Below are 25967 nucleotides of genomic sequence, written 5' to 3'. Positions count from 1 at the left end.
TGCGCGTTACGCCGGCCGCCGCACCCTGCTCAGCACCGCATACGCGATGGACCCGATCACGATCCCCCAGAACGCGGAACCGAGCCCGAGCCACGTCATCCCCGATGCGGTCGCGAGGAACGTGATCACCGACGCTTCGCGATGATCCTCGTCCTCGAAGATGCCGTGCACGTTCGCGCCGATCGCGCCAATCAGCGCGAGCCCCGCCAGGATCGCGACGAAGGCCTTCGGCAGCGCGAAGAACAGCGTGACGATCGTCCCCGCGAACAGCCCGCCGATCAGGTAGAACACGCCGTTCGCGAGGCCCGCGATATAGCGCCGCTCCGGATCCTCGTGCGAGTCCTTGCCGGTGCAGAGCGCCGCGGTGATCGCCGCGACGACGATCGTGATTCCGCCGAAGCACGCGACGACGAGCGACATCACGCTGGTCGCGGTGATGATCGGCCGGGCGTTCGTGTGATAGCCCGACACGCGCAGGATCGTCATGCCCGGCAGGAACTGGCCGGTGAGACTGACGACGACGAGCGGCAGCGCGAGGCTGAGCGTGGTGCCGAGCGTCCATTCGGGCGCGATGAAGATCGGCCGCGCGATGCTCGGCGACACGCTGCCGAGCTGCGTCATGCCGAGCAGCGTCGCGAGTGCCGCGCCCGTCAGCAGCACGAGCACGATGCTGTAGCGCGGCAGCACGCGCTTGAAGATCACGTAGGCCGCGATCATTCCGAACCCGAGCACCGGCTGCGCGGTCGCGGCGGAGAATGCGTGCATGCCGAACGGCAGCAGGATGCCGGCCATCATCCCGCAGGCGATGCCGCGCGGAATGTGGCGCACGAGCCGGTCGAAATAGCCGGTGATGCCGATCACGAGGATGATCAGCGCGGCCGTGATGTACGCGCCGACGGCCTGATTCAGCGTCAGTTGCGGAAAGAGGCCGACGAGCAACGCGGTGCCGGGGGCCGACCACGCGGTCACGACCGGCACCTTCAGCTTCCAGCTCGCAAACACCCCCGACACGCCCGCGCCAATCGAGATCGCCCAGACCCACGACGTCACCATCGCGTTGGACGCATGCGCGGCCTGCGACGCCTGAAAGAAGATCGCGAGCGGGCCCGCATAGGAAATCAGCACCGCGAGAAAGCCCGCGGTGATCGCGGAGACGGACCAGTCGTTACCGATCGAGCGGATCGCGCCGGGCGAGGTGTTCGGTTGCATCGTCGTAGGGGAATGCGGCGCGCGGCCGGAGGCTGAGCCGGGGCGAATGATTGTTGGAAGCCCCGGACGAGCCGTCATTCTGCGCATTGCCGATGGAATTGGCAATTCGCCGATGAGGAGCGATATTGTCGGCTTTTCGTAAGGAATGCGAGCCGGACGGCCTTGCGGATGCGCGTTCGATTCGGGCGGCGTCACGACGAAGCGCGGCCCAATCGAGCATCACGTACTGATCTGAAGATAGCCGTCGACCGCGGCCACTTTCGCGCCGCTGCCGGTCGACAGCGACGCCGTGCCCTGGTCGAACGGATGCACGGGCGGGTCGGTCGGCGTCCATGCATGGCGCGCCAGCAGTTCGCGATACCCGCCGCGAATCACGAAGCCGCCGCATTTTTCCGCGTACGCGTCGCGCCGCATCCGGTACGCGCGCGGCAGGTCGTACCACGGCAGCTTCGGCAGGTCGTGATGCACGAGGTGATAGTTGTTGTTCAGGTACAGCAGCCGCATCGCGAAGCCGGCTTCGTTGATCACGATGCGCGCCTTCGGATGTCGCGCCGCGCGGTGCTCGAACAGCGAACGGATCATCGCGAGCGACAGCGCGGGCCACGTGACCGCCAGCAGGTAGTACCACCACGGCACGCCGATCGCCCATTGCAGCCATGCGAGCAGCGCGACCACGCAGGCGACGTGCGTGATCCACATCCGCAGATAGCGGAAGTCGCCGCGCCGGAATGTGCGGAACGTGTCGATGAACATCGCGACGACGCTCATGGGCGGCCCGAACACGAGCCGTCCGACGAAAGTGGTGCGCGCAACCGTCAGTGCGCGACGCCAGCGCGGCAGCCGCGCCCACTGCTCGCGCGACACGTAGTTCGTTTCCGGGTCGACGCCCGGCACGGTCAGGTCCTCGTCGCGGTGATGATCGAGGTGCGTGTCGCGGTACAGCGTGTACGGATACCAGATGGTCAGCGGCGGATAGCCGAGCAGCCGGTTCACGAACGCGGAACGCGTCGGATGGCCGTGCAGCAGCTCGTGCTGCAGCGACATGTGCCACGCGCCGATCAGGATCAGCGGCGGCGTCGCGGCCGCGAGCGGCAGGCGTTCGGCGCGCACGAGCAGCAGCACGGCGAGCCAGCCGCCGTAGATCGCGATGACCAGCAGCCAGGTCGGCCACTCGGTGCGGGCGGTGAAGCGGGCGTCGAGCGTGGCGATCGCGCGCGCGTGGTCGACGTCGAAGTATTCGGCCATGGTGCTGAGGCGGGATGAAACGGGTAGTGCGGACGATGCGGGAAGCGGACGAGCGCGCCGGTGCGGGGCGCGATGCGATGGGCCGACAGGCGTCGCGGCTCGCGATCGACCGCTACAGCGGCATGCGACCGCGTTGCGACAGTGGAACGCTAACCGGGCTGCATCGTCAGACCAACCAAGCAATTCGCATTTGCTTATCGATGCTCGGCCGATAAGCATTGGCAGCCTCCGCCGGGTGCCGTACCTCGCCGAAATGTGGGCGAACCGGCTTTCTCCCGGGCACATCCGATGCGTAGAATGCACGAATGAGCCAATGGATCGCCGGACTGCCGATGTACAACGTGACGCCGCGCCACGCCGCACTGTGGCGTGCGTTGCTGCGTGACGCGCTCGACGCATTCGCGCGCGCCGGCGGGCCTGCCGACGTCGTGCTGCTGGATGAACCGTTCGGCGATCTGCACGCGCTGTGGTGGCGCAACGACCTGCTGTTGTCGCAGACGTGCGGCTATCCGTACCGGATGCTCGGCTTGCGCGATGCCGTGCACCTGATCGCGACGCCGGCCTTCGACGCGCCCGGCTGCGACGGCGCGCGCTACAGCAGCGTGCTCGCCGTGTCGGCGCGCGTGCATGCGGGCGGTGCGACGACGCTGGCGGCGTGTCGCGGATTGCGGGCCGCATTCAACGGCGACGATTCGCACAGCGGGATGAACGCGTTCCGGCATGCGGTCGCGCCGCATGCGCATGACGGACGTTTCTTCGGTTCGGTCATGTCGTTCGGCTCGCACCTGAACGTGCTGCGCGCATTGGCGGCCGGCGATGCCGATTGCGCGGCGATCGACTGCGTGACGTTCGCGTACGTGCGCGATGCGCTGCCCGAGCTGTTGAACGAGATCCGGATCATCGGCATGACGGCGTCGGCGCCGGGGTTGCCGTTGATTGCGTCGAAGGCGCTGGAATGGGAGCGGGTGGAGGCGTTGCGGGATGCGCTCGATCACGCGGTCGCGGTCGATCCGGAGCGGGCGAAACTGCTGAGGTTGAAGGGATTCGAGCGCCTGCCGCCGGGCGCATACGACACAATTGCCCGGTTCGCGCGGGACGCGGCCGCGCATGGGTATCCCGAGCTGGCGTGATGCGGCGGCGCGGCTGCCGTGACGGCCGCGCCGCTTGCGATCACTCCTCGTCCATCAACCGGACCTTGACCCGCTTGCCCTTGATCTTCCCCGCATTGAGCTTGCGCAGCGCGTCGTGCGCGACGCCGCGCTCGATCGCGACATAGGTCGAGAACTCGGTCACGTTGATCTTGCCGATCTGCTTGCCGTCGAACCCCGCATCGCCGGTCAGCGCGCCGAGCACGTCGCCCGGCCGGATCTTGTCCTTGCGCCCGCCGAGGATCTGCAGCGTTTCCATCGGCGGCAGCAGCGTGTCGTTGCCGGCCGGCTTCAGTTCCGCGAGCGGATGCCATTCGACTTCGCGCTTCAGCGCCTGCTCGATCGCGCCCACGCGGCCCATCTCGTCCATGCTGGCGAGGCTCAGCGCCCAGCCTTCCTGATCCGCGCGGCCGGTGCGGCCGATGCGGTGCACGTGCACCTCGGGGTCGGGCGTCACGTCGACGTTGATCACCGCCTCGAGCTGCGCGATGTCGAGCCCGCGCGCGGCGACGTCGGTCGCGACCAGCACCGAGCAGCTGCGGTTCGCGAACTGGATCAGCACCTGGTCGCGCTCGCGCTGGTCGAGCTCGCCGTGCAGCGCGAGCGCGTGGAAGCCCTGCGCGTGCAGCACGTCGAGCAGGTCCCGGCATTGCTGCTTGGTATTGCAGAACGCGATCGTGCTCACCGGCCGGTAGTGGTTCAGCAACTGGCCGACCGCGTGCAGACGTTCGGTTTCCGCCACTTCGTAGAAGCGCTGACGGATCTTGCTGTTGTCGTGGCGCTCCTCGAGCTTCACTTCCTTCGGGTTGCGCAGGAACTGCTGGCTCAGCTTCGCGATGCCGTCCGGATAGGTCGCCGAGAACAGCAGCGTCTGGCGCGTCGTCGGGCACATCCGCGCGACCTTCGCGATGTCGTCGAAGAAGCCCATGTCGAGCATCCGGTCGGCTTCGTCGAGCACGAGCGTGTTCAGCGCGTCGAGCTTCAGGTTGCCGCGGTCGAGGTGATCCATGATGCGGCCGGGCGTGCCAACGACGATATGCGCGCCGTGTTCGAGGCTCTGCGCCTGCGGGCGCATCGGCGTGCCGCCGCACAGCGTCAGCACCTTCACGTTCTCCTCGGCGCGCGCGAGGCGGCGCACTTCCTGCGCGACCTGGTCGGCGAGTTCGCGCGTCGGGCACAGGACCATCGCCTGCACGTCGAAGCGGCGCGTGTCGAGGCGCGCCAGCAGCGCGAGCGAGAACGCGGCGGTCTTGCCGCTGCCCGTCTTCGCCTGCGCGATCAGGTCGTGGCCGGCCAGCGCGATCGGCAGGCTCGCGGCCTGGATCGGCGTCATGTCGACGTAGCCGAGCTGCGTGAGGTTCGCGAGCGCGGCGGGCGTGAGCGGCAGCGCGCTGAAGGGCGTGGCGGTCGGCTCGGTCATTCCACGTCTCCGAGGTAAGGGCGGCCGGCCATCTGCTCGTAGACGACCGTGCCGTCTTCCGCGTCGAAGCGCTCGAGATAGTTGCGCGCGCCGCATAGCGGGCAGCGGAACAGCAGCCCTTGGCCTTCGTCCTTGATCACGACGTCGGACGTCTCCCACTGCGTGCCGCAGCTCTGGTTTCTGCAGGTAAACACGGTCATTCTCCAGCTGAATTCGGTTGGTGGCGCGCCCGGCGGCGCGGCAACGGGGTGCGGCGCTCGCGCGGTTCGGGCGCGGGCCGCACCGGCGGTCGCGTGGACCGCGTCGATGCGGATGGTGGATCGGGGGCGACAGCGTCGCGCGTGCCCGCAATTCTAGCGGATGCGGGCGGTGGGCGGCGGAGGGCCGGCGGCGGAGGGGCGGTAGCGGTCTATCGGCAATGGCCCGGCTGGCGGCGGTGGGGCGGTAGCGGATGACCGGTCGCGGACGGTCGGCGGCGGCTGTCCAGCGGCGGAGGGCCGGCAGCGGGGTGCCGGTGCCGCTGGCGGAGAGCCGCTAGCGGTCCATCGGCACTCCCCGGGCCGGCTGTCGGCAACCGGCAAGTACGCCCCGCCGATCGGTGCGCGGCAGCCTCCCCCGCATCAGCCATGTAAAACGGCCGCCCCGGAGGGCGGCCGTGCGATGCAACGAAACGGGGCCGGACGCGTTACAGCGCCATGTCGGCCGCGGCCTTCGCGGGGCGCGCCGGGGCCGCGCCCGTCGCCTGCGACGGCGTCGTCAGGTCGATCTTCGGCGGCGGCGACAACTGCAGCACGTCGCTCGTATAGGTCCATTCCTCGACGACCTTCGCCGGGCTGTCGTTCAGCTTCGTGCCGTAGCTCGGCACGATCTGGCGCATCTTCTGCTGCCATTCGGGCGTCGCGACCTTGTCCTTGAACACCTTCTGCATCAGGTTCAGCATGATCGGCGCCGCCGTCGACGCGCCCGGCGATGCGCCGAGCAGGCCCGCGATGCTGCCGTCCTGCGAGCTGACGATCTCGGTGCCGAGCTTCAGCACGCCGCCCTTCTTCGGGTCGCGCTTGATGATCTGCACGCGCTGGCCGGCCTGCCACAGGCGCCAGTCTTCCTTCTTCGCGTCGGGGAAATATTCCTTCAGCGCGTTGAAACGGTCGTCGTCGGACATCATCAGCTGGCCGGCCAGGTACTGGACCAGCGGGAATTCGTCGACGCCCACGCGCATCATCGGCGCGACGTTGTGCAGGTTGGTGCTCTTCGCGAGGTCGAAGTACGAGCCGTTCTTCAGGAACTTGGTCGAGAACGTCGCGAACGGCCCGAACAGGATGATCTTCTTGCCGTCGATGATCCGCGTGTCGAGGTGCGGCACCGACATCGGCGGCGAGCCGACCGACGCCTTGCCGTACGCCTTCGCGAGGTGCCGCTTCACGACCTCGGGGTTGTCGGTCACGAGGAACGAGCCGCCCACCGGGAACGCGCCGTAGTCCTTCGCCTCGGGGATGCCCGACGCCTGCAGCAGGTGCAGCGCGCCGCCGCCGGCGCCGATGAACACGAACTTCGCGTCGACGGCCTGCGGCGGTTCGTCCGAGTGCAGCTTGACCCACGACACGTGCCACGTGCCGTCCGCGTTGCGCGAGATCTCGCGCACTTCGCTCGACAGCGACAGCGTGAAGTTCGGCTGCGTCTTCAGGTAGCCGACGAACTGGCGCGTGATCTCGCCGAAGTTCACGTCGGTGCCGATCGGCGTCCAGGTGGCGGCGACTTTCTGCGAGCGGTCGCGGCCTTCCATCATCAGCGGCACCCACTGCTTGATCTGGTCGTAGTCTTCCGAATACTGCATCCCGCGGAACAGCGGGCTCGCCTGCAGCGCGTCGTAGCGCTTCTTCAGGAAGCGGACGTTGTCGTCGCCCCACACGAAGCTCATGTGCGGCGTCGAGTTGATGAACGAATGCGGGTTCTTCAGCACGCCCTGGCGCACCTGCCAGGCCCAGAACTGGCGCGAGATCTGGAACGACTCGTTGATCTCGATCGCCTTCGAGATGTCGACCTTGCCGTCCGCCTTCTCCGGCGTGTAGTTCAGCTCGGCGAGCGCCGAGTGGCCGGTGCCCGCGTTGTTCCAGCCGTTCGAGCTTTCCAGCGCGACGCCGTCGAGGCGCTCGACCATCGTCATCGACCAGTCGGGCTGGAGCTCGTGCAGCCAGACGCCGAGCGTCGAGCTCATGATGCCGCCGCCCACCAGCAGGACGTCGACCTTCTTCGTATCGGCGGCGTGCGCGGACGACGCGGCGACGCACAGCGCGAGCGCCGACAGTATTACCCGTAACGTTTTGATCACAACAGATCCCTCTTCAACTTGAATGCATCGGTTTGCCATGCCGCCGGGCCGACGCCGAATCGCAACCGGCTCGCGCATCCGGAGATCCGGACCGCGAATCCGGAATTCCGGATCGACCGTGTTCGCCGTTGCATTTGCGCACGCGCCGCCGTCGCGAAGGACACCTTCGGATCGGCTTGTCGCAGTCAGGCAAATGCGTGCGTCGCGATGGCGCGCAACGCGCCGGGGCCCTCGCGGCAAGCCTGCGCGGAAGGCGCTTCGGGCTGCGTGGAAAGAGGCCGCGCGCGACGCGTTTTGCGGGGGCGGTATGGCAAGGGGCGCGTAATGTAACCGAACTCGTTTGCTGTGTCACAAACGAAAAATGCCCTTGTTTTTGTGGGGTTTTTTGCGTGTCCGGGATTCCGGAACGACGGTCGCCGGAACCGGAAAAGATGTGGATAACCGGGCGGTAGCGGGATGGAATGCGGGCGCGTCATGTCGCGGCATCGCGCCGCGACATGATCGCTTCACGTCAGGTCAGGTCACGTCACTTCGCGAAATTGTTGTGGCAAAACTGCTCGTACGCTTGCGCCGAATTCGCGAAACCCTTCTGCTTCGCGAGTTCCCACGGGCGCTCGCATTGCTGGGTCTGTTCGCACCACGAATAGCCGGCCGAGCCGATGCAGCCGTGCGCGTCGCGATCGCCGCCGACCATCGGCGGGGCAGCCGGCGCGGCAGGTTGCGCGGGCGTCGACGAAGCGGCCGGTGCGGACGATTGCGCCGCACAGCCGCCCAATGCGAGTGCGCAGGCGATCGTTGCGGCAAGCGAGGCGGAAGGTAGAAGACGTTTCATAGGTAGCGCTCCATGAAGTGACGATCGACAGCGGATGCCCGCGCGCGGGCGCATGACAACACGAACGATCACGCATCCGGCACCGGCACGCGCGACGAGAACTTGACCTCGCGCAGCGCGAGGCTCGATTGAATCGACGACACGCCGGCCTGCTTTCGCAGCACGCGTTCGACGAATTCCGCGTACGCGTCGAGATCGGCCGCGACGACCTGCAGGATGTAGTCGGCCGCGCCGGTGATCTTGTGGCACGACGTCACTTCGTCGTGACGCCGCATCACCTCCTCGAAGTGATCCGGATCCTGGTCCGAATGCATGTTGAACGTGACCTGCACGAACGCGAACACGTTCATGCCGAGCGCGCGCCGGTCGAGGTTCGCCTGGTAGCCGGTGATCACGTGCTCGTCCTCGAGCCGCTTGCGGCGGCGCCAGCACGGCGTGACGCTCAGCGACAGCTTCTCGCCGAGCGTCGCGTTCGACAGCGCGCCGTCTTCCTGCAGCAGGCGGAGCATCGCGCGGTCGACGCCGTCCAGTTCCACCGAAGCGCGATTTTTGCTCATTGTCGGGTCTCCGTAGGCGGTTTTCTCAAAATTGTACGAAACGAAGGGGTGGAAAGCAAAGTTATTGCCGGCCGGCATCAATAGACTGTTTTCACCCCTCACAGCCTTCACTGCAACGGTCAACCATGCTCACGGTCTACAGCAGCGATCACCATCTGCATCGCGGCGTCGAACTGAAGGACGGCGCGATCACCGAGTCGTTCGAGAACCCCCTGCGCGCCGAGACGGTGCTCGCGCAGGTGCGCGCGGCCGGCCTCGGCGACGTGATCGCGCCGCGCGCGTTCGACCGCGCATGCTATGCCGGCGCGCACAGCGCGCGCTATGTCGAGTTTCTCGCCGGCGCGTGGGACGAATGGACCGCGACCGGCCGCACCTGCCAGGCGCTGCCGCTTGTGTGGCCGGTGCGCGCGATGCCGTCGTCGGCGACGCTGCCCGACTTTATCGATGGCAAGCTCGGCTTCTTCGCGATGGACGCCGGTGCGCCGATCAACGCCGGCACGTGGGACGCGGTGAGCGCGAGCGCGAACTCGGCGCTCACGGGCGCCGACCTGCTGTCGAACGGCGGCGCGCGCGCGGCGTTCGCGCTGTGCCGGCCGCCCGGCCACCATGCGGGCCGCGAGTACATGGGCGGCTACTGCTACCTGAACAACGCGGCGATCGCCGCGCAGCACGGCATCGCGAGCGGCGCGTCGCGCGTCGCGGTGCTCGACGTCGACTTCCACCACGGCAACGGCACGCAGGACATCTTCTACGACCGCGCGGACGTGCTGTTCGCGTCGATCCACGGCGAGCCGCCGGTGTCGTATCCGTACTTCTCCGGCTACGGGCACGAGCGCGGCAGCGGCGCGGGCGAAGGCTTCAACCTGAACCTGCCGTTGCCGAAGGGCACGCAGTGGGACACCTACGCGACGGCGCTCGACCACGCGGCTGCCGCGATCGCCGCGCATGCGCCCGACCTGCTCGTCGTGTCGCTCGGCGTCGACACGTTCGAGCACGACCCGATCAGCCATTTCCGCCTGCGCTCGCCCGACTATCTGCGCGTCGGCGAAGCGCTCGCGCGCCTGAACCTGCCGACGCTGTTCGTGATGGAAGGCGGCTACATGGTCGACGAAATCGGTATCAACGCGGTGAACGTGCTGCTCGGTTTCGAAGGGCGCGCGTGACCGTATCGCTTTGCCTTTGATGAACGACGATCCCGTCACGAACGAAGCGCGACAACGAAGGAGACGAACATGAATCGACATCGGAACAAGGCGGCATGCGCAATCGCGGCCGCGCTGGCGGGCGCATGGTCCGCGCTGCCCGCGCACGCGGACGAGATCGTGCGAATCGGGCACGTCGCGCCGCTGACCGGTGCGATCGCGCACCTCGGCAAGGACAGCGAGAACGGCGCGCGGCTCGCGGTCGAGGAGATCAATGCGAAGGGGCTCGTGATCGGCGGCGAGAAGGTCACGCTGCAGCTCGACGCGCAGGACGACGCGGGCGACCCGCGCACCGCGACGCAGGTCGCGCAGCGGCTCGTCGACGACAAGGTGGTCGGCGTCGTCGGCCATCACAACTCGGGCACGTCGATTCCGGCGTCGCGCGTCTATCGCGACGGCGGCGTCGTGCAGATTTCGCAGGCCGCGACCAACCCGATGTACACGCAGCAGGGCTTCAAGACGACCTATCGCGTCGTCGCGACCGATGCGCAGCAAGGGCCCGCGCTGGCGATGTATGCGGCGAAGCAGCTGGGCATCAGGACGGTGGCCGTGGTCGACGATGCGACCGCGTACGGGCAGGGCCTCGCGACCGAGTTCGAGAAGGCGGCGAAATCGGCCGGGATGAAGGTCATCTCGCGCGACGCGACCAACGACAAGGCGATCGACTTCCGCGCGATCCTCACGAAGATCAAGGGCGAGAACCCCGACGCGATCATGTACGGCGGGATGGACGCGACGGGCGGCCCGCTCGCGAAGCAGGCACGCCAGCTCGGCCTGCGCGCGAAGATCCTCGCCGGCGACGGCGTGTGCTCGACCGACCTGCCGAAGCTCGCGGGTCCGGCGTCGGACAATGTCGTGTGTTCGGAAGCCGGCATCGCGCTCGAGAAGATGCCGGGCGGCGCGGCGTTCGTGAAGCGTTACGAAGCGCGCTACCACCAGCCGATGCAGGTGTATGCGCCGTTCTCGTACGACGCGGTGTACATCATCGTCGACGCGATGCAGCGCGCGAATTCGACGGACCCGGCCAAGGTGCTGGCCGCGATGCCGGCGACCGACTATCGCGGCGTGATCGGCGAAACGAGCTTCACGCCGCAGGGCGACCTGAAGCACGGCGCGATCTCGGTGTTCACGTACAGGAGCGGCAGGAAGGCGCTGCTCGATATCGTCTGGATGTAACGCAGGCGGGGCGCGCCGCGCGGGCATGCGCGGTCGTGCGCCCCGAAGTATTACGACGCCTGTACGCGGCGCGGCTCGATCTGCTGCGGCTGCTGTTCGACGTCGTGCACGATGTGCAGCTCGCGCGTGCGGATCGGCAGCGCGCAGTCCGCGTCGGCGAGCGTCTTGCGCACCTGGCGCGCGAGGCGCCAACGCATCGCCCAGAACTTGTCCGTGTGCGTCCACACGCGCATGTTCGCGACCGCCGTGCTGTCGTCGAAGCGCATCACCATCACGTCCGGCGCGGGATCCTGCAGCACGTCGGGATCGGCTTCGGCCAGCGCGCGCAGCGCATCGAGCGCGCGGTCGATGTCGTCGTGCACGGACACTTCCACTTCGAGATCGAGACGGCGGGTCGGATTGCGCGTGTAGTTGCGGATCGCGCTGCCCCACAGCGCGCTGTTCGGCACGTATTCGCAGATGCCGTCCGGCTTCGTCAGCCGCGTCATGAAGAGCCCGACCTCGTCCACCGTGCCCGCGACACCCGTGCCGCCGTCGATGTAGTCGCCCACCTTGAACGGCCGCAACAGCAACAGCATGATGCCGGCCGCGATGTTCTGCATCGTGCCTTGCAGCGCGAGCCCGATCGCGAGGCCGGCCGCGCCGAGCACCGCGACGATGCTCGCGGTTTCGATGCCGAGCTGTGAAAGCGCACCGACGATCGCGACGATGCGGATGCCCCACACGGCGACGTCGCAGAGGATCGGCCGCAGCGTGTCGTCGACGCGCTCCTTGTTCGTGAGCAGGCGGCTCAGCCAGTTGCCGATGCGCTTCGACAGCCACCAGCCCGCGACGAGTAGCGCGAGGGCGGCGCAAAGCCTGAGCGAAAGCGTGGACAACGCGTTCCACAGGAACGTCCAGCGTTCCGGATGAAGATGATCGAGAAACATGACGGGATTCCGGTTTGAGGACAGAAGGCACGACGGGTGGCGTCGTCCGCCGTGATCGGGCGGGCATCCGCTCGTGCGTCGGCCGCCCTCGACTGTACACGCCATGGGGTAGTCCGCGCGAATGCATGGGGGCCGGATTTCACGCGTCAGCGCCGTGAAATCGCGATTTGGTGTGTGTACTAAGCGAGTATTCAAACAAATCGGACTCGTCCTATTTAGCTATGTTGGCCGTGCCGATACACTCGCTTCCAGGCTACCGGATCGCGATGATCGTTCCTCCGCGATAACCGGTTTCCCCCTCCTTTTCATTGATAGCGAGTGACGACGCAATGCGGCTTGACCTGTGTTTACGTCTCGCACGCGAACAAGGTCGGCCCGCGCGCTGCGGCGCCATCCGCTTTCCGATTCGCCGCGCGCTGGTGTGCGGTGTCGTTGCTGCGGCGTCGCTTGCCGGCATGCAGGGTGCGGTGGCGTGGGCATCTTCCGATGCCATGCCGTTTTCGCCCATGACTGCGCAAGCGGCCGACCTTGTCGACGTGCCTTTTTTCAATTCCGCCCGGACCATCTGGGGCGGCTTGCTGGCATCGACTGACGTGCCGCGTGTCGCGCTGGAGCCGCATGCGACCAGCACGCGCACGGACGCTGCTTCGGTCTCGTTCACGATGCGTACCGGTGCATGTGCGCCGTACGTCGTCCTCTGCGATGCGGCGCGCGATGCGATCGAGCGCGATTACGCGGCGCGCTTCGCCTACGGTTTTGCGTCGCCGCTTCCGGCAATCGGCGCTGCGCCGGCGTTCGACGCGTGTCCTGTCGATCTCGCGTCCGCCGAGCCGTTCGTGCTCGCGGAGCAGGAGCGCGGCACGCGAGCCGGCGTGATCACCGGCAGCCTGCGCGCGTCGCTCGCGCGCGCCGATCTGCCCGCCGACGTCGCCGCGCAGATCACGCGCATGCTGGCCGGGCGAATCGATTCGACGCAGCGCGGCGCGATCGGCGATACCTTCCGCGTCGCCTTCGAACCGGACGACAGCGCAACCGCGACGGGCCGCGTGCGCGTGTCGGCGCTCGACATCCGCTTTCGCGGCCAGCGTGTCGCGGCCGTGTGGTTCGCGCCGCAGGCTGGCTCGCGAGGCGCGTACTACGATCTCGACGGCATGCCGCTCGCCGGTGCACGGTTCGCGATGCCGGTCAACGCAACGCGAATCAGCTCGCAATTTGGCGCGCGCGTGCATCCGGTCACGGGCGTGCGTCACGTCCATTCCGGTGTGGATCTGGCCGCGCCGACGGGCCGTGCCGTCCACGCGTCGGAGCGCGGGGTCGTGACTTTCATCGGCACCGAGCCGGGCGGCTACGGCAAGTACGTGGTGATTCGGCACGACGGCGGCTATGCGTCGTACTACGCGCACCTGTCGGCGTTCGAGCCGACGCTGCGAACCGGCGCGCGGGTCGTGCGCGGCCAGCGTGTCGGCGCGGTCGGCCGCACAGGCACGGCGACCGGCCCGCATCTGCACTTCGAGGTGCGGCGACATGCCCGCCTCGTGAATCCGATCGAACTGGTGCAGGCGGCCAGGGCGGCGAAACTGAAGGGCGAGCAGCGGGTCGCGTTCAATCGCGTGGCTCACGCCGCGCGCACGCAGCTGGCTGCGGCCACGTTGGCGCCGTCGCTCGCGATGTCGCAGCACGGCGCACCGAGCGACGGCTGACCGTCGAGCTGGGGCGGTCGCCGCCGGGGGTGGCGGCGCGCACATCTATGCTGCGTCGCAATGCAAATCGCCACGCCGGGCGGCGTGGCGATCATTGGCAGGACGCGGCTGCTTAGCCGAGCGGCCAGTTCAGGATTGCGATGCCGTCGTTGTAATCGCCGTCCGTTCCGTCTTCCGACCCGACGAGCCCGAAGTAGGTCTTCTTGAAGATGTCGACCTGACGCGAACCGATCTTCGACGGTTTGCCGTTCGCCGTCACCACCACGCGCACCTTCCCTTTGCCCGAGTTCACGATCTGCGTGTTCAGGTTCGCGTCCTGCGTGCCCGCGCCCTGGAACGTCGCGGCCGGCTTCGGGTTGTCGTCGACATAGACTTCGATCGTCTGCTGCGCGGACGAATTGACCAGCGCAGTCACGCCGAACGCGATGTTCGGCGGCAGATTGAAGATGCCGTCGCGTTCGCCACCGCCGGTCGTGCCCGGCTGGGTGGGCTCCGGTTGCGGCGTTGCCTTCGAGAAGTAATTGACCACCGCGCCGACGCCGAACTTCGCCGCGGCCCCCGGCAGCACGCCGGGCGCGCCGGCCCACGTAACCGTGCAGGCGATCACCTGCCCCGCTGCATCGGCCTTCACCTTGTTCTGCCAGCTGCCGACGTCGAAGCTGTACGGGATGGTCGCGATGTCGACGAACACATCGTATTGCGGCAGCTTTTCCACGAGCTGCGTGGTCATGAACTGGCGCATCCGGTCGAGCACCGCCTGATCGCCGTTCGCCTGTACGGCGGTGGCGTCGTTGCCGGCGAGTTGCAGCAGTGCGTAAAGATCGTCATGGGTAAACGGTTGTGACATGTCGTCCTCGTCTCGATGATAGGTCTCGCGTCGCGCGGCCGGCGAGTGGTCCCGCCGTTGTCGCGCACGGAGTACAGCGTGGGACTGCAAATGACTGCTCGATTGAATCGATTCGCAATGCGTGGATGGCCCCGGCGCCATCGCGGGTTCGACAGCGGCGCGCGGGTTTTCGTCCCGCGCGCCGGCCGAGGTCGGTCGTCAAGCGCGCGTCAGGTCAGCCGATCGGCCACTGGAGCACGACGATGCCGTCGTTGTAGTCGCTGTCGTGACCGTCTTCCGACACGACGATCCCGAAGTTGACCGTGAACGGCGAGCCGTCCGACTTCTTGCCGGTGATCGGCGCGAGGCGCGCATCGGTGGCGGACGCCTTGCCGTTCACCGTTACTTCGAAGCGCAGCTTGCCGTTGCCCGAATTCAGCGTGGCCTCGCGCGGGCCGTCGCGCGTGGTCAGCTTGTGATAAGCGGCCGGTTCCTTGCTGTCTCCGATAAACAGCTTGATGTGCTGCTGCTCGGCGGCATTCGCGAAGAAAATCGCGCGGAAGTCGGTGTTCGGCGGGATCGAAAACTCGCCGGCGCGATTCGAGGATGTTTGATTGTCGGCCATGCTTTCCTCCTGGAGATCGATGGATAAAGCACTTCACCGTGTCGCGCAAACGTTTGCTGTTTTAAACACGGCTCGGCCAGCATGGCGAAAAATAAATAGAAAAATATTCGGCCTGGAATGGAAATTGTTCAGAAAATCGAAAGCTGAAACAGTCCGATTTAATGGCGTGAATTCGATTGATTGTCGATCGATATAATCGCGAAATTATATCGATGCATGTCGCGAATTATTGAATGATGGGCGGTGCGGGCGGGAATGGAGGAGGGATCCGGCTTCGGAGCAGGCGCTCGGCGTTCGCATATGGCAGCGTGTTGTTTCAACATCGTCTTTCTCTGTCGTGGCCGCGCCCACCGGCCACCACCGAACGCCCACGCCGAAGCCGGATCGCAACGAGAGGGGTGTGCGGCGCCGGCGAAGGTTAGTGACCGGCTCAGTCCGAACTTGAACAAGACATTCCACCGGCACCACACCCGATAAGCATATCGACCCGCTGTCGCGGCGCCTATCGGACGAGGCTGATTCTTGCGTGCGATGTTGAAACGCGCCGGCCTGACATACCTGACAGGCGATCAATTTCAAGATTAGCGGTATCGTGCACGCAACGCGTGCGCCCGATGTTCGGCGCTTTTTTGATTCAACCGGCCCGTTGCGGGGCCCTCACGAGGACAGTGCGATGACGAAACCCGATATTCTGAAAGGCGATATCAAGGAGCAGGCCCAGGAAGCAGACCGTCACAACCTGGCGCGGCCCGCGGTGAATGGGGCGCTGTGGGCGCGCGGCCTGACGACGCAGCGCGTGGCCGACCTGTTCAGAACGCTGCCGGGCCTGCCGGGACACTGGATGCAGTTGCAGAACGAAGTCAACGCCGGGAATCGCTATTTCTATGGCGTCCAGAACGGTCACCAAACCACCGACGAAGGCAAGGAACTGATCCGCTGGATCGCCGACGCGGTGGTCAGCGCGGCGCAGAAGGCCGGGTTCGATTTTCCGTTGCAGCAGCTTCGGTTTACGGCCGATACCGGGTGGCTGAAGCTGCAGCGCGTGTCGGGGCGGGTGATGGTGTTGTCGCGGCCTTGAGATCGAACGCGTGCGCCGCGGCGCCGGATCGTCATCGGATCGGCGGCGCGAGCGTGTCGATGGCCGCCCGTCGCGATCGTCGCGGTTGCCTGAGCACGAACGCCATCGGCAAGCCGAACAGCAGGATCCATCGCACCGTGTAGTACACCATGACGTTCGAGTCGAACAGAAAGAACAGGAACGGCAGCGGCCACATCACGGCCTGTAACGGCAGCCATCTGCGAGAGCGGATTCCCGTGTTGTTTTGCAGGACAAGCAGAATCGCGGGAATCGCAAACGACAAAACGAACCCGGCGATGCCGAAGTTCACCAGGAATTCCCCCGGCATGCCGAACAACAGGGTTGTCTTGTCGAGCGCGGTGCGCTCGAGATCGCGCATGATCTCCGATTTTTCCAGCGCGAACGTGTCGGGGCGATCACTCCACAGCGCACTTGGAACGATCGACGCGATCGCACCGACGAAGCTTCGTCCCATCGGGTACGCATAGGTCGGTTGCGCGACCGTATCGATCGCCAGTGCCTGCACGTCGAAGCGCGACAGGTCCCGAAACAGGAACACGCTGACCGGCCCCATGCTCAACTCGAGATCGCGCTGCTCGGCAAACCGCTGCGACAGATTCGCGATGTCGTCGTAGCCGAGGCCGAATTTCAACGGCATCAGCAGCAGGCCGGTCAGCGCCACGCCGATACCGGCGATCCGGATCGTGCGCGGCCTGATTCGCTCGATGAAGCTGTGATGGATGAACAGTGCGAACACCAGCACGAAGACGATACCCTGGCGACTCCCGGCGATGCCGGACGACAGCCAGCTCAGTACGCCGAGCTGAACGAAGGCCACGGCCGTCAGCACGACGCTGCGGCGGCGTCGCATCATGAGGCAGACGAATATCCACAGCGGCGACGTGTTGGCCAGCGCCTGTATGACGCCCAAACCGCGAAACGGATCGTTGTCGGTGCCGGTTTGCTCGACACGCGTGTCGTACAACTCGACGATTCGTGCGTAACCGCCCAGCTTGACGTAGATGAACGCGAGCGCGCCGAGGGACAGCAGCGCGAACAGATAGGCGAGGCTGCTGACGCGCATGCCGGGTTCGAACGGCAAGCCGGCGTTGCCGAGGCGGCTTGCGTTGAGGTCGAGCGTCAGCTTGACGACCAGCACGCCGGCGAGGCTCAGGAAATACCAGAGCGCGACGGCCGGATCGTCTTGCGGCAGCAGCCGTAGATAGATCTCGTCTACCGCCAGCAGTTGCCACAGCGGGAACACGCCGAGAATGAAGAACAGAAAGATCCGGAACCAGCGTACGGTCGGCGTTCTCGGACGAATGGCGGCGATCGCCAGCAACAGCGCGACGTTCAGTAGCAGCAGCACGCCATGCATGCGCTGGGTAATCAGCAGCGTCGCGACGATCGCGGCAAGCGCGCCGACGGCGAACGTCGTCCACACCATGTGCCGGTGGTCGCCTGTCCGGCGCAACGTGAGGTTCGAACGCAAGGAATTCATCGAGATTGTCCGTCGATCGCCCAACCGCTGTAGTAGCCGTACTGGCCGCCGCCGCCGGGTTCTGCCACCGCCAGCTCGCCCGCACACTCGAGCACGACCCGCTCGTCACGAACGATCGAGAACGTCGGCAGCCCGGGCGTGCTCGGGACATCGACGAACGAAATTCCGGCCGGTAGCGACCGGCGGTCCTTGCGGGCGTTCTGGCCGATCGTGAGCAACGCGGGTTCGGTCAGGAATACACACACGAAAATGCGATCGACGAGCGGCCCGTGCGGCATGCGCGGCGATCCGTATGTCGACGCCGAACGCCCATAGGCGGACGCTTCGCGTTGCCCTGCCAGGCCCGGACGATAGAAAAAGAACAGCTCGTCGCGCACGATCGGCGGTTCGCTGCCCGTCTTGAACCAGCGGATGGAATGACGCGACGCGCGCAGATAGCCTTCGTGGTTCAGGATCGGGCCGAAGCGCGCGTCATACACGCAGGCCTGCCGTGCTGCCCCGGTCGGCGCGACATACGTCGATTCCGCCCAGTCGTTCCAGGTCACGATCTGCACCCAGGTCGCGCGCGACTCGATCGCCGCGCGCCATTCCTCGGCCATGCCGGCGAACCCGCGCGTCTCGAATGCGCGATAGTTCGTGCCTTGCGGCAAACCCCGGTAGTACGGCGTCACCGGCGCCATGAAGACCTTGCCGGCGTTGCGCAACGCGGGAGCCAGTGCGCGCGTTGAGCGGGCCAGCAGCGACGGTGCGCCCGCCGCACCGAAATAGAAATAGCCGTCCGCGGACCGGATTTTCCCGACGATCTCGGCCGCCACGCTTGCATCGATTTCCCGTTCTCCGGTGCTCGGAGACAGATGCGGGACAAAATACGCACCGAGGCGTCCGGCGGTCTCGATCAGCGATCGTGCGCCGGTGCCGTGCCGCCCGCCCAACGCGTATGCGGACAGCACGGGTCGTCCGTCCACCGTCAACTGCGCACGGCGTCCGCGAACCGTCCGGATGATGTCTGCGAGTTCGTCCTGTGCGTTGCCGTCGGCGGACACGAACAACTTGAACGCGCCGTCGAACCGGTCGGCCGCGTCGTAGATCGTCTCGACCCGCCGCTTGTAGTACGGCTCGGAAGCGTGCCACCCGCCGCAATTCAGTGCGAAGCCGTCGATGCCGGCCGCCATCGCGTCACGCATTTCCTGCGCATACTGTTCGGGGCCGGCTGCCTTTCCGCCTCTCGGCCACGCCACCATGTAGTGCGCGAAAACCTGGCGCGTGCCCGGCGCGTCGCTCGTCTCGCGGGGGCGCGCGCGAAGCAGCCCGCCTGGGGCCAGCGCGGTCGCGACCGTCGTCGTGATGAAGGATCGTCGTTTCATGGCTGCTCCTGCCCGGCGTTCGCCGGAAGCGGCGCGGCGGGCATGGCGTGACGCGTCAGCAGGACGCACGACGACGACAGGATGACGAACGCCGCCGTGCCGACGCCGCAAATCGCGCCATAGGCGCCGAACGTCCAGCTGAGCGCCGCGACCAGCGCGAGCGTGAGGACAGCCTCGAACGACGCCATCTTCACGAACGCGCGCCGGCTCCGCGCATATAGCCACAGCGACAGGATCCTGCAGAGAAACACCAGGCAGGCGCCCAGCAGCACGGCGAACACGAATGCAAACTGGCTGACCCGGCTGCTGCTGAGCGAATGCACCGGAAACAGCCGTATCTCCAGCAACGCGTACGATGCCGCGGCCAGAAGGACCAACCCCGCCAACAGGCCCGCCGCGAGCTTGCGTGCGAATCCGGCCCCGCCGATCAATCGAAGCGCCCGCCCGCCGTTTCCGCTGATCGCCAGCGAAACCGATTGGCCGAAATTGAAGGCCAGATTGTTGAAGCCTTTGGCGACGCGATACAGCGCGGCGCCGGCCGGCCCGGCCACGGCGGACACGATCAGCACGTCGAGGTGCTTGGCGCCGGACAGCACCGCGTTCGCGTACCAGCTACTCAGCATTTCACCGCGCGCCTGCGCGATAAAGTCGCGATACCAAACCAGCCCGCCACGCACGGTGGGCGGATATCGGCTCGGTTCCGAACCGGTCGTGCTGCCGCGCGTTACCCACAGATAGGCAGCCAGCAGCAGCGCGCCATACACGGCTTCGACCAGCAGCAGCAGATCGGGAAGATGGCCGCGCAAGCCGTGGTATTCGGCGAGCACCGCAATGACAGCCAGACGCGAAAGCGCCGAGATCGTCGAGATGACCAGCACGACGCCATTGCGCCTCGTCACCCGGAAGAATCCGAGCGCAAAGTGCGACAGCCCGTAACAAACGGGCGCGAGGACGAGCATGGCGGTCCAGTTCGGCAGCGCGATCGAGCCGGTTCGGCCCAGCAGCGCGCACGCCAGACAGAACAGCACGGTCGAGCCGAGCGCGCTGACGCAGTCGAGCCGAAGCAGGTTCGGAAACCGCGCCCGGATGCGATCGATCGTGTAGATGCGCGCGGACCCGAAGTTGAAGGCGTCGATGGCGACGTAGAACAGGGCGAGCAACGCATATGAGCGACCGACGAGCACGGGGTCGAAGAGATGCAGCGCCAGTGCCGCCACGACGAAATTCACCAGGGCCGGCAAGCCGGTGCTGGCGACGACATGGATCAAGTCGGCGTTCAGGCGGCGCATCGCTCGATCAGGTAACGGCAGTACGCGTCGTACTTTGCCTGCAGTGCCGAATGGGAAAACGCGGCGGCTTTCGCCTGCTGCCGGATGCGCATGTCGACGAGCTGGGCGCGGTCGCGTGCGACCGCCTCGACCGCACCCACGATCGCGTCGACCGAGCCGGCCCGGATCAAGTCGCTCGCAGGCAGTACTTCCGGTATGCCGCCCACGCCGGTTCCGAGCACGGGCGTGCCGACTGCCATCGCTTCCAGCATCGCGCGCGGCATCCCTTCCTGAAGCGACGGCAGCACGAACAGATCGTGTTCGGCGACGATCGCGCAGGCTGTTTCCGACGAGACCTGTCCGCGGAATGCGACGACGTTGGCGATGCCCAGCGTACGCGCCAGCGCCTCCAGTTCCCCGCGCAATGCACCGTCGCCGACGAGCGTCAGCACGACCGGCACGTTCTTGCGCTTCAGGCGCGACACGGCTTCGAGCAGCGCCACGTGTCCCTTGCTCCGGTTGTGCATCATCGAGACGTTGATCAGCCGCAACGACCCGGATCGCGCGAGCGCGTCGGCGTCGCGCGCCGCGAAGAGCCCGTTTGGCAGGTAGGCATCGCTGAAGCCGAACGAATCGGCGCGCGGGCGCGCCGGATACTTCGCCTGCAAATAGGTTTCCGTCACGTATCGCACGCTTTGTGCGCGCCGCGCGGCGAACGCGGTCGAGCTGCAATGGATCCACTTCGCGACGCGGCGCAACGGATGGGGCGACGCATCCTTGCTGAAGTAGTCCTCCGGATCGGCGACGATCTCGGCCGAGAACGGCTTTCTCGTGAACCAGCACAGCAGCAGTGCGAGCGTTGCCACATTGCCCGGAAAGCGGATCATCAGCGTTTGCGCGCTCCGGATGACGCGGAACAGCCGTACCGCCGTACGCGGCAAGCCAGTCAGCCAGCGGCGGCCGCCGCGAATGGCGCCCAGGTCGACGAACGACGTGCGCGGCCCGGTGACGACTGAGCCGATCGGCCGGGTTTTCGGAAACGCGCGGGCGACGATGCGCACCGCGTCGAAATGCGGCGCGAACCGGCTCGCGAACTTCTCGTGGCCCATGTGAGGACTGTAGATTTCGTCGCCGACGCGCGAAAAATTACCGTCCATCACGAAGGTGATTGAACTGCTCGATTTCATGACGGATCCTTTCGACCATCTCGTTGTAGCGCGTCGCGTCTGTCGTGCGCAACGCCTGCCAGTACGCGCTGTCGTCGTGTGCAAGCTCGCGAGCCAGCGCGGCGACACGGTCCGCGCCGAAGTCGCTGGCGTGCACCACGTAGCGCGACAGGCCGAGGTCGTCGTATGCAGCCTGACCTTTGCGCTCGTACGCGATATGAATGCTCGGCACGCCGGCCAGCACGCTTTCGAGGCTGCCGTGCAGCCGGACGGAGACGACCACCGGGCGCTCGCGCGCGACGAGCGTCGCCAGATCGTCGACCCGCCCGACGCCGAACGTGTCGCGATAGAACGTGTCGTCGCCGTTGCCGCGGCCGCTGCTTTGCAGCGCGAATCCCGCGCGCGGCAGCCGCTTCGCGACGCAACGCAGACGGCTGACGTAGTCGTCGCGATACGGTTTGCCCTTCAGGTCGCGGAACACGAACCGGATCGGGCGCGGGTGTTCGGCACGGCGCTCCGCGTCCGGCTGGCTGCGCGGTGTCCGGCCGATCTCGAGCACGACCAGATCCCCCGTGCGAATGCCGTGCGGGTGTGCAAGCTCGTCGACGCTCTGGTCGTCGCGCAGGAACACGACGTCCACGCAACGCCGGACCAACGCCGCCAGCAGGGTGCCCGGCAGCGACTTCAGCGGACCGATGCTCTGCGGCAGATAGATCGATCGCTTCGAGCGACGCAACGCGGTGCAGGCCAGCTGGCTGCCGTGCGCGATAAGCGATTTCCAGCCTTCCATGCCGCTGGACGCACGCAGGTAACCGCCGCCCACGCCGAAGAACAGCGCCGGCTTCGCGCGGCCGAAGCGGCGCACCGATTCGATGCAGAAACGGGCCAGCGACCAGAGGCGGATGTTCGCGTCGTCGAGATAGCCGCGGAACGATTCGGGATCGAGGCAGACGATCGTGACGACGCCGTCGATGCCGGCGGCGCGGATCGCCTTCAGGCTCAACTTGACCAGCAGACCGTCGCCGCTGTTTCGCGAGCTGTATGCGTGCAACAGATAAACGTCAGGCTTGTTCATAGATCCGCATCAGCGATTTCAGGAAATGTTCCTGCCTGAAGGTCTGGTCGAACACGTGCCGGGCGTTCTCACCCATGCGCCGGCATTTGTCGACCGTCAGGCGGTTCAGGTTGTCGGCGAGGCATTGCCCGGTGAGCTCGGTGAGGATGATCCCGTTGTAGCCATGGATCACCTGCTCGGGCAGCGAGCTTTCGCCGGACACGACGAGCACCTTGCCGGCGCGCATCGCCTCGATCGGCACGAGTGCGAGCCCTTCCCAGCGGGACGGCACGATCACGACGTCCATCGCCTGCATGGCGTTCTTCGTCGCGGCTGCATCGACCCAGCCGTGGTAGACGATCCGGTCGTCGCCGGCCTGCTCCGCCGCGACGCCGCCGCGCACCGCCATGCCGTACACGTTGATCTCGATGTCCGGTTTCAACGCCGGCACTGCGTCGAGCACGACGTCGAAACCCTTCTGGTAATCGAGGCGGCCGAAATAGCCGACGCGTATCGTCGAGCCGCCGGACGGACGGTCGAAGGCGGCCCTCGCCTCGTCGCCGGCAATGCCGGTGTAGACGAGGTCGACCTTCGACATCGGCAGCCGGTACTTGCGTGCCGCGCGCAACTCGTCCAGCGACATGCAGACGATCCGGTCGCATCGGGTTGCCAGCAGGCGCTCGATCAGCGCATAGCCGAGCCGCGTGACGGAGCCGACGTCCTTCTTCAGGAACGCCCACGCGTGCGGGGTGTACAGGACCTTCGCGTGTCGATGCCGGAGCAGCCGCACGTACACGCCGGGGAACGTGCTGTGGCAATGGATCACATCCGGGCCGATGGCCTTGAGCAACGCGCGGATCTCGCGCGCGACGCTGGCGATGCGCGCCGGATGCCGGCTCGACCGGTATCCGATCAGCGTCAGCCCTTCGACGCCGGTCGTGCCGGTCATCTTGTCGGGATCGCAAATGAGCAGGACTTCGTTGCCCATCGCGATCTGCTCGCGCGCCAGCGCGCCGACGTAGGTGGCGATACCGCCCACCCAGGTTTCCACGACGTGAACGATCTTCATGACGCCTCCCGCTCGCGCGTTGCGGACGCGTCGTTCGCTTCGGGCGCTTCATACGGCGCATAGCGATACGCGCCGTATCGGGTGCGATAGCCGAATGCGCGCGTGTCGATGCCGTTGAAGAGGACACCGAGCAAGCCCGACGAAATCCTGTTCAGCTGCTTCGCCGATTCGGCGATCTCGTCGATCGTCGTTTGTCTCGCGCGGGTCACGAGGAAGATCGTCGCGCAGTGCGGCGCCAGAATGCTGGCGTCCGCCACCGCGAGCACCGGCGGCGTGTCGATGATCACGACGTCGTAGGTGGCGCTCATCTCGTCGAGCAACCGGGTCGTCGATTCACCCAGCAGCAGCTCCGAGGTGGATTGCGAAGCGGCGCCCGTCGGGATGAAGTCCAACCCCTTCGAGACGCCGCGCCGCGTGGCGTCCTGCAACGAGGCGCGGCCCGTCAGCAGGTCGGAAAGCCCGGGTGCGCTCCGCACGCCGAACGAATCGTGCAGGTGACCGCGCCGCATGTCCGCATCGATCAGCAGCACGCGATGGCCGGCGGCGGCCATCACGGCCGCCAGATTGGCCGACACGAAGGACTTGCCGACACCGGGGCTCGGCCCCGTCAGCAGCACCCGGTTGTTGTTTGCGTCGAGCAAGGTGAGGCCGACGGCCGTGCGCAGGCTTTTCAGGCTCTCGACGGCGGGGTCGAAGGGGTTCTCGTTGGCCAGCAACGACGGGATGGTCCCGCGCCGCGCGGCCGATGCGGCTGCGCCCCGTTGCATCGGCGAATCGGGGATCGTGCCGTAGACGCTCAATCCGGTGCGGCGCTCGATGTCGGCCGCGTCCTTCACGCCGCCGAACAGCGCCTCACGCGCGACCGCCGCCGTGACGCCCAGCATCACGCCGAGAATGGCGGACAGCGCGACAATCAATGCCTTGCGCGGCTCGACCGGCTCTTCCGGGACGGCTGCGTTGTCCACTTCGCGAACGTTGCCGACCTTGCCGGCCGACACCAGCCTGAGCTGCTGGATATTGTTCAGCACCCCGACATACATTTCGTTGCCGACTTCGACGTCGCGACGAAGCCGGAGCTCGTCCTGTTCGATATCGGGGAACGCGCGCAGACGCGCCGACAGCCCGTCGATCTTCCGTTTCGCGCCATCGATCTGACGATCGAGCGCCTGCATCTCGGGATGGCCGGCCGCGAACCGGGTCGACGCCTCCGCGCGCTTCTGCTGCAACGCCAGCAGCGTCGCCTGGGTTGCGATGCTGTCCTGCAGATAGGCTTGCGCCTCGATGCCGAGGTCGAACGTGCCGCGCTTGCGGCGCATTGCGTTGTATTTCGCTTCGGCCTGTTCCAGGTTCTGTTTCAGTTGCGGCGCGACGTTCTCGAGGAACGCAAGGGACTTCTCCGCCTCGGCCGATTTCCGCTTGACGTTCTGCGCGACGTACGCCGTGCCGATCGTATTCAGGATGTTCGCCACCGTGTCGGGGTCTTCGCCCTTCAGCGACACGTTGATGACGTTGCTCTGCTTGCGAATCTCCGACACGGCCAGGTGTTTCTGCAACCGCTGCAGCGTCTTCAGTTCGGAATGACGTTCCACCTGGAACACCGCGCCCGGCCGCGCGTGGAGTGCATCGACGCGGATCCGGAACGTGCCGCCGGCCTGCGTCGATTCGATGAGCTGCCCGAGCGCGCCTTCGATCGGCCGGTCGAGATCGCCGTTTTCCAGCCGGAAGCGGCCATCGGGCAGCGCCGTCAGTTCGAACCGGTCGCCCTCGAAGGTTTTCGGAACGTCGAACGTGCCGATCTCGATCGACTCGGTGCCCCAGCCGTATCCGCCGAACCCGAACAAACCTGGCCGGGACAGGCCGTGTGCGCGCGCGGCGATCGCCTCGCCGATCAGCGGGAAGCGCTTCGGCGTCGCGTCGATATACAGGCGCAGGGTCTTGACGGCATGGCCGACCACCATTCTCGACTGGAGGATCTCGATCTCGGCCGCCGCCTGGATCTTGCCGTCGAAAAGCGACGACACGCTACCGAGCAGGGAGTCGGACCCGCCCGTGCTGTCTTCGACCTGAATCAGCAGATTCGACGCGTAGATCGGGCGCGCGAGCAACGCATACGCCGCGCCCGCGGCAAACACGACCGCCGCGATGCCGGCCACCAGCCAGCGGTTCGTCAGCAGCAGATCGACATACCGCACGAGTTCCGGCTCGTCGCCCAGGTCGGCTTCGGGTAACGGGTTCGGTGCTTTGTTCATGGAAATTCCGTTCATCGTTC

Annotated in this window: 23 protein-coding genes; 5 read left to right on the top strand and 18 right to left on the bottom strand. The window is 66.5% G+C overall.

Going from position 1 to position 25967, the window contains the following annotated elements; all coding sequences use genetic code 11:
• Positions 1 to 6 precede the first annotated feature (6 nt).
• Genes ABIC50_RS10115 through ABIC50_RS10105 form a run of 3 tightly spaced genes read right to left on the bottom strand, consistent with a single transcriptional unit; the run spans position 7 to position 2454 of the window.
• Entirely contained in the window at positions 7 to 1209 is a 1203-nt protein-coding gene (locus ABIC50_RS10115; RefSeq protein WP_354163512.1) for a benzoate/H(+) symporter BenE family transporter, read from the bottom strand.
• Positions 1166 to 1432, bottom strand: a complete 267-nt coding sequence (locus ABIC50_RS10110) for a hypothetical protein (protein WP_354163511.1) — start codon at positions 1430 to 1432, stop codon at positions 1166 to 1168. The genes ABIC50_RS10115 and ABIC50_RS10110 overlap by 44 nt, the downstream gene beginning before the upstream one ends.
• Positions 1429 to 2454, bottom strand: coding sequence for a fatty acid desaturase (locus ABIC50_RS10105; RefSeq protein ID WP_354163509.1), 1026 nt, complete (start codon positions 2452 to 2454; stop codon positions 1429 to 1431). Before ABIC50_RS10105 ends, ABIC50_RS10110 begins: the two co-directional genes overlap by 4 nt.
• Before the next feature lie 305 nt (positions 2455 to 2759).
• On the opposite strand from ABIC50_RS10105, the gene ABIC50_RS10100 reads away from it, so the two are divergent.
• Positions 2760 to 3584 carry a phosphate/phosphite/phosphonate ABC transporter substrate-binding protein gene (locus tag ABIC50_RS10100; protein ID WP_354163507.1) on the top strand — a complete coding sequence of 275 codons (825 nt, stop codon included), beginning with the start codon at positions 2760 to 2762 and terminating at the stop codon, positions 3582 to 3584.
• Positions 3585 to 3624: 40 nt separating this feature from the next.
• Here the strand turns inward: ABIC50_RS10100 and dbpA are convergent, their stop codons facing one another.
• The 5 genes from dbpA to ABIC50_RS10075 form a co-directional block, all read right to left on the bottom strand.
• On the bottom strand, positions 3625 to 5022 hold the full coding sequence (gene dbpA / locus ABIC50_RS10095) for an ATP-dependent RNA helicase DbpA (RefSeq protein ID WP_011660030.1): 1398 nt from the start codon (positions 5020 to 5022) through the stop codon (positions 3625 to 3627).
• Positions 5019 to 5216 (bottom strand): hypothetical protein, encoded by a 198-nt coding sequence (locus tag ABIC50_RS10090; protein WP_006756243.1) that lies wholly within the window; start codon positions 5214 to 5216, stop codon positions 5019 to 5021. Before ABIC50_RS10090 ends, dbpA begins: the two co-directional genes overlap by 4 nt.
• A gap of 491 nt (positions 5217 to 5707) precedes the next feature.
• On the bottom strand, positions 5708 to 7390 hold the full coding sequence (gene mqo / locus ABIC50_RS10085) for a malate dehydrogenase (quinone) (protein ID WP_354163505.1): 1683 nt from the start codon (positions 7388 to 7390) through the stop codon (positions 5708 to 5710).
• A gap of 487 nt (positions 7391 to 7877) precedes the next feature.
• Positions 7878 to 8183: a hypothetical protein gene (locus ABIC50_RS10080; RefSeq protein ID WP_175656908.1), complete on the bottom strand. Its 306-nt coding sequence runs from the start codon at positions 8181 to 8183 to the stop codon at positions 7878 to 7880.
• A gap of 68 nt (positions 8184 to 8251) precedes the next feature.
• Positions 8252 to 8740, bottom strand: coding sequence for an Lrp/AsnC family transcriptional regulator (locus ABIC50_RS10075; protein ID WP_105833634.1), 489 nt, complete (start codon positions 8738 to 8740; stop codon positions 8252 to 8254).
• 125 nt (positions 8741 to 8865) lie between these two features.
• On the opposite strand from ABIC50_RS10075, the gene ABIC50_RS10070 reads away from it, so the two are divergent.
• Together ABIC50_RS10070 and ABIC50_RS10065 are read left to right on the top strand one after the other, a co-directional pair.
• The gene (locus ABIC50_RS10070; protein ID WP_354163503.1) at positions 8866 to 9903 is read left to right on the top strand and encodes a histone deacetylase family protein; all 1038 of its coding nucleotides are present in this window, start codon (positions 8866 to 8868) and stop codon (positions 9901 to 9903) included.
• A 69-nt stretch (positions 9904 to 9972) separates the two neighbouring features.
• Positions 9973 to 11118, top strand: a complete 1146-nt coding sequence (locus tag ABIC50_RS10065) for a branched-chain amino acid ABC transporter substrate-binding protein (RefSeq protein WP_354163501.1) — start codon at positions 9973 to 9975, stop codon at positions 11116 to 11118.
• Positions 11119 to 11168: 50 nt separating this feature from the next.
• On the opposite strand, the gene ABIC50_RS10060 is transcribed toward ABIC50_RS10065, so the two are convergent.
• Positions 11169 to 12047 (bottom strand): mechanosensitive ion channel family protein, encoded by an 879-nt coding sequence (locus tag ABIC50_RS10060; protein ID WP_354163499.1) that lies wholly within the window; start codon positions 12045 to 12047, stop codon positions 11169 to 11171.
• 329 nt (positions 12048 to 12376) lie between these two features.
• Here ABIC50_RS10060 and ABIC50_RS10055 point away from each other — a divergent pair, with 329 nt between their 5' ends.
• Positions 12377 to 13747, top strand: coding sequence for a peptidoglycan DD-metalloendopeptidase family protein (locus ABIC50_RS10055; protein WP_354163497.1), 1371 nt, complete (start codon positions 12377 to 12379; stop codon positions 13745 to 13747).
• Positions 13748 to 13859: 112 nt separating this feature from the next.
• On the opposite strand, the gene ABIC50_RS10050 is transcribed toward ABIC50_RS10055, so the two are convergent.
• Together ABIC50_RS10050 and ABIC50_RS10045 are read right to left on the bottom strand one after the other, a co-directional pair.
• A complete protein-coding gene (locus ABIC50_RS10050) occupies positions 13860 to 14594 on the bottom strand; it encodes a fucose-binding lectin II (RefSeq protein ID WP_354163496.1) in 735 nt (244 codons plus the stop codon).
• A gap of 214 nt (positions 14595 to 14808) precedes the next feature.
• Positions 14809 to 15198: a fucose-binding lectin II gene (locus ABIC50_RS10045; RefSeq protein ID WP_175659840.1), complete on the bottom strand. Its 390-nt coding sequence runs from the start codon at positions 15196 to 15198 to the stop codon at positions 14809 to 14811.
• Between the two features lie 673 nt (positions 15199 to 15871).
• Here ABIC50_RS10045 and ABIC50_RS10040 point away from each other — a divergent pair.
• Positions 15872 to 16276 (top strand): hypothetical protein, encoded by a 405-nt coding sequence (locus ABIC50_RS10040; protein ID WP_006756235.1) that lies wholly within the window; start codon positions 15872 to 15874, stop codon positions 16274 to 16276.
• Positions 16277 to 16307: 31 nt separating this feature from the next.
• Here the strand turns inward: ABIC50_RS10040 and ABIC50_RS10035 are convergent, their stop codons facing one another.
• The 7 genes from ABIC50_RS10035 to ABIC50_RS10005 are packed head-to-tail and all read right to left on the bottom strand — an operon-like array spanning position 16308 to position 25947.
• Positions 16308 to 17777, bottom strand: coding sequence for a hypothetical protein (locus ABIC50_RS10035; RefSeq protein WP_354163494.1), 1470 nt, complete (start codon positions 17775 to 17777; stop codon positions 16308 to 16310).
• Entirely contained in the window at positions 17774 to 19141 is a 1368-nt protein-coding gene (locus ABIC50_RS10030) for a glycoside hydrolase family 71 protein (protein WP_354163493.1), read from the bottom strand. The genes ABIC50_RS10035 and ABIC50_RS10030 overlap by 4 nt, the downstream gene beginning before the upstream one ends.
• A complete protein-coding gene (locus ABIC50_RS10025; protein WP_354163491.1) occupies positions 19138 to 20430 on the bottom strand; it encodes a polysaccharide biosynthesis protein in 1293 nt (430 codons plus the stop codon). The genes ABIC50_RS10030 and ABIC50_RS10025 overlap by 4 nt, the downstream gene beginning before the upstream one ends.
• Positions 20418 to 21596, bottom strand: coding sequence for a glycosyltransferase family 4 protein (locus ABIC50_RS10020; protein WP_354163489.1), 1179 nt, complete (start codon positions 21594 to 21596; stop codon positions 20418 to 20420). The genes ABIC50_RS10025 and ABIC50_RS10020 overlap by 13 nt, the downstream gene beginning before the upstream one ends.
• Positions 21556 to 22650, bottom strand: a complete 1095-nt coding sequence (locus ABIC50_RS10015) for a polysaccharide pyruvyl transferase family protein (RefSeq protein ID WP_354163488.1) — start codon at positions 22648 to 22650, stop codon at positions 21556 to 21558. The genes ABIC50_RS10020 and ABIC50_RS10015 overlap by 41 nt, the downstream gene beginning before the upstream one ends.
• Complete coding sequence (locus ABIC50_RS10010; protein ID WP_354163486.1) at positions 22637 to 23698, bottom strand: glycosyltransferase family 4 protein; 1062 nt, start codon at positions 23696 to 23698, stop codon at positions 22637 to 22639. Before ABIC50_RS10010 ends, ABIC50_RS10015 begins: the two co-directional genes overlap by 14 nt.
• Positions 23695 to 25947: a polysaccharide biosynthesis tyrosine autokinase gene (locus tag ABIC50_RS10005; RefSeq protein WP_354163484.1), complete on the bottom strand. Its 2253-nt coding sequence runs from the start codon at positions 25945 to 25947 to the stop codon at positions 23695 to 23697. Before ABIC50_RS10005 ends, ABIC50_RS10010 begins: the two co-directional genes overlap by 4 nt.
• Positions 25948 to 25967 lie beyond the last annotated feature (20 nt).

The sequence above is a fragment of the Burkholderia sp. 567 genome (assembly GCF_040545115.1).
In the GTDB taxonomy this organism is placed as follows: Bacteria; Pseudomonadota; Gammaproteobacteria; order Burkholderiales; family Burkholderiaceae; genus Burkholderia; species Burkholderia ambifaria.
This window is presented reverse-complemented; position numbering and strand designations above follow the sequence as displayed.